General features: G+C 48.7%; 4 protein-coding genes, 1 rRNA gene and 1 other annotated feature. All 5 genes read left to right on the forward strand.

What is annotated here, in order from left to right:
* Positions 1 to 260: a sequence feature (23S ribosomal RNA rRNA prediction is too short), on the forward strand.
* Positions 261 to 345: 85 nt separating this feature from the next.
* The 5 genes from rrf (at position 346) to BLQ59_RS12320 (ending at position 4,045) form a co-directional block, all read left to right on the forward strand.
* Positions 346 to 462, forward strand: a 5S ribosomal RNA gene (gene rrf, locus BLQ59_RS12300).
* A 126-nt stretch (positions 463 to 588) separates the two neighbouring features.
* On the forward strand, positions 589 to 2,046 hold the full coding sequence (locus tag BLQ59_RS12305) for a nicotinate phosphoribosyltransferase (protein ID WP_014424124.1): 1,458 nt from the start codon (positions 589 to 591) through the stop codon (positions 2,044 to 2,046).
* A complete protein-coding gene (locus BLQ59_RS12310) occupies positions 2,046 to 2,897 on the forward strand; it encodes a shikimate dehydrogenase (protein WP_074573167.1) in 852 nt (283 codons plus the stop codon). The genes BLQ59_RS12305 and BLQ59_RS12310 overlap by 1 nt, the downstream gene beginning before the upstream one ends.
* 152 nt (positions 2,898 to 3,049) lie before the next feature.
* Positions 3,050 to 3,265, forward strand: a complete 216-nt coding sequence (locus BLQ59_RS12315; RefSeq protein ID WP_074573168.1) for a hypothetical protein — start codon at positions 3,050 to 3,052, stop codon at positions 3,263 to 3,265.
* A gap of 177 nt (positions 3,266 to 3,442) precedes the next feature.
* Positions 3,443 to 4,045, forward strand: coding sequence for a recombinase family protein (locus BLQ59_RS12320; RefSeq protein WP_074573169.1), 603 nt, complete (start codon positions 3,443 to 3,445; stop codon positions 4,043 to 4,045).
* Positions 4,046 to 4,065 lie beyond the last annotated feature (20 nt).

The raw sequence follows: 4,065 nt of genomic DNA on the forward strand, positions 1-4,065 counted from the left end.
TAAGATACATGAGGGAAGCTGCTCCTAGTACGAGAGGACCGGAGTGGACGGACCGCCGGTGTACCAGTTGTTTCGCCAGAAGCATAGCTGGGTAGCTGCGTCCGGAAGGGATAAACGCTGAAAGCATCTAAGCGTGAAGCCTGTCCCGAGATGAAGTATCTCATGGAGTAATCCAGTAAGATTCCTTGAAGAAGACAAGGTAGATAGGTTGGGAGTGGAAGTGCCGTAAGGCATGCAGCGGACCAATACTAATAAATCGAGGGCTTATCTTTCAAGAACTAAGATGTTCGACATTGAAATTTCTTCTGTATAGTTTTGAGTGTTCATAGAACATTCAATTGAATATCTGGTGACGATAGCTGAGTGGATCCACCTGTTCCCATACCGAACACAGTAGTTAAGCACTCATACGCCGAAAGTACTTGTCTGGAGACGGACTGGGAGGATAGGGCGTTGCCAGTTAAGTTAAAGGCTTGCTGACGTAAGGTCGGTAAGCCTTTTTCTTTGCATACTATTTACTAAAATGATATAATAACGAGGTATATGTTTTTTAAGAGCGGCGGTGCCGCATAGGGGAGGGGTGTCGTTTTGACACAGTTTGATAAACGCAATATAACCATGATGATGGATTTCTACGAAATGACCATGGCCAATGGTTATTTCCAGGATCATGATAAAGATGTGCAGGTAGCGTTTGACGTATTCTACCGGGCTAATCCGGATAAAGGCGGTTTTGCCATTTTTGCCGGTTTGGAGCAGGTAATTGAATATGTGGAGAATATGGAGTTTTCCAAGGAAGACGTGGAATACTTCCGCCAGCAGCATATCTTCTCGGAAGAGTTCCTGAACTATCTGGAAAACTTCCATTTCAGCGGGGATATCTACGCTATGCCCGAAGGTACAATTATGTATCCAAATGAACCCTGCATTACGGTGGTAGCACCCTTGATTGATGCTCAGCTGGTGGAAACAGCTATCCTGGCGCAGATCAACCATCAGTCCCTGATTGCCACCAAGGCCCGCCGTATTGTCAAGGCCGCCAATGGCCGGGCGGTGTCGGACTTCGGTGCCCGCCGCGCTCACAATATGGATGCCGCCACTTATGGCGCCCGTGCTGCTTATATCGGCGGTGTAGTGGGCACGGCTACGGTGTCTGCGGGCCAGATGTTCAACATTCCCATTTCCGGTACCATGGCCCATAGCTGGGTAATGTTCTATGGCGACGAGTTCAAGGCCTTCAAGACCTATGCGGAAACTTATCCGGATGCTACGGTACTGCTGGTGGATACCTATGATGTCATCCATTCCGGCATCCCCAATGCTATCCGTGTGGCTCATGAAATCCTGGAACCCATGGGCAAGCGCCTCAAGGGTATCCGCATTGACTCCGGTGATCTTGCCTATCTTTCCAAGAAAGTGCGCAAGATGCTGGATGCCGCTGGCCTTGAAGACTGCATGATCGTGGTTTCCAACAGCCTGGATGAGTTCACGGTGGCATCGCTTTTGAGTCAGGGGGCTTGCATTGACAGCTTTGGCATCGGTGAGCGCCTGATTACCGCCAAGTCCGAGCCGGTGTTCGGTGCCGTTTACAAATTGGCGGCTGTAGGTGAAGATGGCGATTTTGCTCCGCGCATCAAGGTATCGGAAAATGTGGAGAAAATCACCAATCCGGGCCTGAAGGATCTCTATCGCGTCTATGATGCTGATGGTAAGGCGGTGGCCGATATGATGGCAGTTTGCGGCGAACCCATCGATATGAGCCAGCCTTTCCGTTATGTGGATCCGCAGAAACCCTGGAAGAACCGTACCTTTGAGAACTGCACGCTCAAGAATCTGCGCAAGCTCTATGTACGTCAGGGCAAGCGTGTGGAGGAACTGCCTAATCTCGATGAAATCCGCGACTATGTGAAGAAGCAGCTGGATGGCGAGATTTGGGAAGAGGAGCAGCGCTTTGAAAATCCGCATCGTCATTATCTGGATATGACGCCGGATTATTATGAACTCAAGATGGAGCTGCTGTCCAAGACCAGAGAGGAACATGCCTGATGATTACCGGGAAAACGCAAAATTTAGGGGTAATTGGCTGGCCCATAGCTCATTCCCTGTCGCCTGTATTGCAGAATGCGGCCATTGAAAAAGCCGGGATTGACTATAACTACACGGCCTTGCCGGTAGCGCCGGAAAAACTGGCTGAAGCCGTGACAGGACTCAAAGCGTTGCATTATCGTGGCTGGAATGTGACCATTCCCCATAAGACAGCGATTATGCCATTACTGGATGAAATTGATGAAGATGCCCGGATCATTGGGGCGGTCAATACCGTGGTTAATGATAATGGCAAGCTCAAAGGCTTCAATACAGATTGTCTGGGCTTTATGGGAGCTTTGACTAAGCGTAAAGTGTCGATAAGCGGCGAAAGGGCAGTGCTGCTAGGTGCTGGCGGCGCTGCCAGAGCCGTTATCTGGGGCCTCATCAAAGCTGGTGTCCGGGAAGTGGTGCTGGGCGTGCGCAATCCGGCCAGGGCAGAACTGTTGGCCACCGAATTTTCCCAGCATGGAAGGGTTACGGTCTGCCATTGGGAATCCGAGGATTTTGCGCAGGTTTTGACCGATTGTGCTTTGCTGGTCAATACGACACCGCTGGGCATGACACCGAAGGTAGAGGCCTGTCCGCCCATTGACTGGTCAAAAGTCAATCCGTCGGCGGTAATTTATGACATCATCTATACTCCCGCAGAGACGGTCTTTTTGCACCAAGCTCGGGAGCATGGACATATGACGATCAATGGCGAAGAGATGCTGGCCGGTCAGGGAGCCGCAGCCCTGCAGATGTGGACAGGCGTTGAGCCGGATCTCGATACCATGCAGCAGGCCCTGCGCAATGCGCTGGAGAGCTAATACAATTCTAATCTAAAATTCAGTCAATTTTCAGTTTGCAGCGTTAAAATAAGTTCATGATTTCGGCAGGAGAACAAGATCTTCTGTAGAAATCTTTCGGTAGCTGAAAATAATTTTCAGTTAATGTCAACTACATAGAGGAGGCACAGCGTATGAGGATCAGCAAGTTGCGAAACATGTCAAAGTCGTTGTTCTGGGGCGACAGACCTTTACCGGAGAACTCTGAAATGAAGGGCGTAATTGAAACCGACAATGGACGGACGGGGATACTGCTCAAACTGCATAATGGGATGTACGTGCTGGGGACGGCCGGCACCCTGTCAAAACTGAATCAGGAAAAGGTTCGCCATAAACTGAAAGAAGCATAAGCGAAAAATAGAACGAACAGAAGAAAACCATCTATGTCGGTAGAATAAACTGACATGGATGGTTTTTGTGATAATATAAATATAATAGTGGAATGTGGATAAAAACGGTTTCATTATGGCTTTTTGAGCTAGATGAAACCGTTTTGCATTATAGGTAAATGAGGGGGAGGGATTCTTATGGAAGGGAATATTTATGGGTATATTCGTGTATCGACGCAGGCACAGAATGATGATCGTCAGTGGATGGCAATGGAGAATTTGGGGATTCCACGGGAATGCGTATTTGCTGATAAGCAGAGTGGCAAGGATTTTGACCGGCCAGCCTATAATCAGTTGATAGCCCGGCTGGAGCAGGGAGATACATTGGTGGTCACGAGTCTAGACCGTCTGGGGAGGAATTATGATGAGTTGATTGAGCAGTTGGACATTATTACCAGAAAAAAAGATGTTGCTCTAATGGTTTTGAACCTTCCGCTGCCGGATATACGGAATCAGTATGGAAATAATTTGACGGGAAAGTTGATTTCGAATTTTGTGATGCAGATTTTTTCATATGTTGCCCAAACAGAGCGGGAAATGAATATCCAGCGCACGATGGAGGGGATTGCCGCAGCAAAGGCGCGTGGGGTACGATTTGGCAGAAAGGCTCTGGCAAAGCCCGCAGATTTTGAGAAGGTACGTCGCAGGTGGGAAAAGCGAGAAATATCCGAAAGAGAAGCCTCTAAAATCCTAGGCGTGTCACGGCCTACTTTTCATAAGTGGATAAATGAAGACGAATAAGTGGCAGAATAACCATGGTT

The sequence above is a fragment of the Pseudoselenomonas ruminantium genome (assembly GCF_900104055.1).
Taxonomy (GTDB): domain Bacteria; phylum Bacillota; class Negativicutes; order Selenomonadales; family Selenomonadaceae; genus Selenomonas_A; species Selenomonas_A ruminantium_C.

What these genes read in the sequence shown, in the direction of transcription:
- BLQ59_RS12310 (WP_074573167.1), top strand. Translation starts at nt 2,046, where the DNA reads ATGATTACCGGGAAAACGCAAAATTTAGGGGTAATTGGCTGGCCCATA.
- BLQ59_RS12315 (WP_074573168.1), top strand. Translation starts at nt 3,050, where the DNA reads ATGAGGATCAGCAAGTTGCGAAACATGTCAAAGTCGTTGTTCTGGGGC.
- BLQ59_RS12320 (WP_074573169.1), top strand. Translation starts at nt 3,443, where the DNA reads ATGGAAGGGAATATTTATGGGTATATTCGTGTATCGACGCAGGCACAG.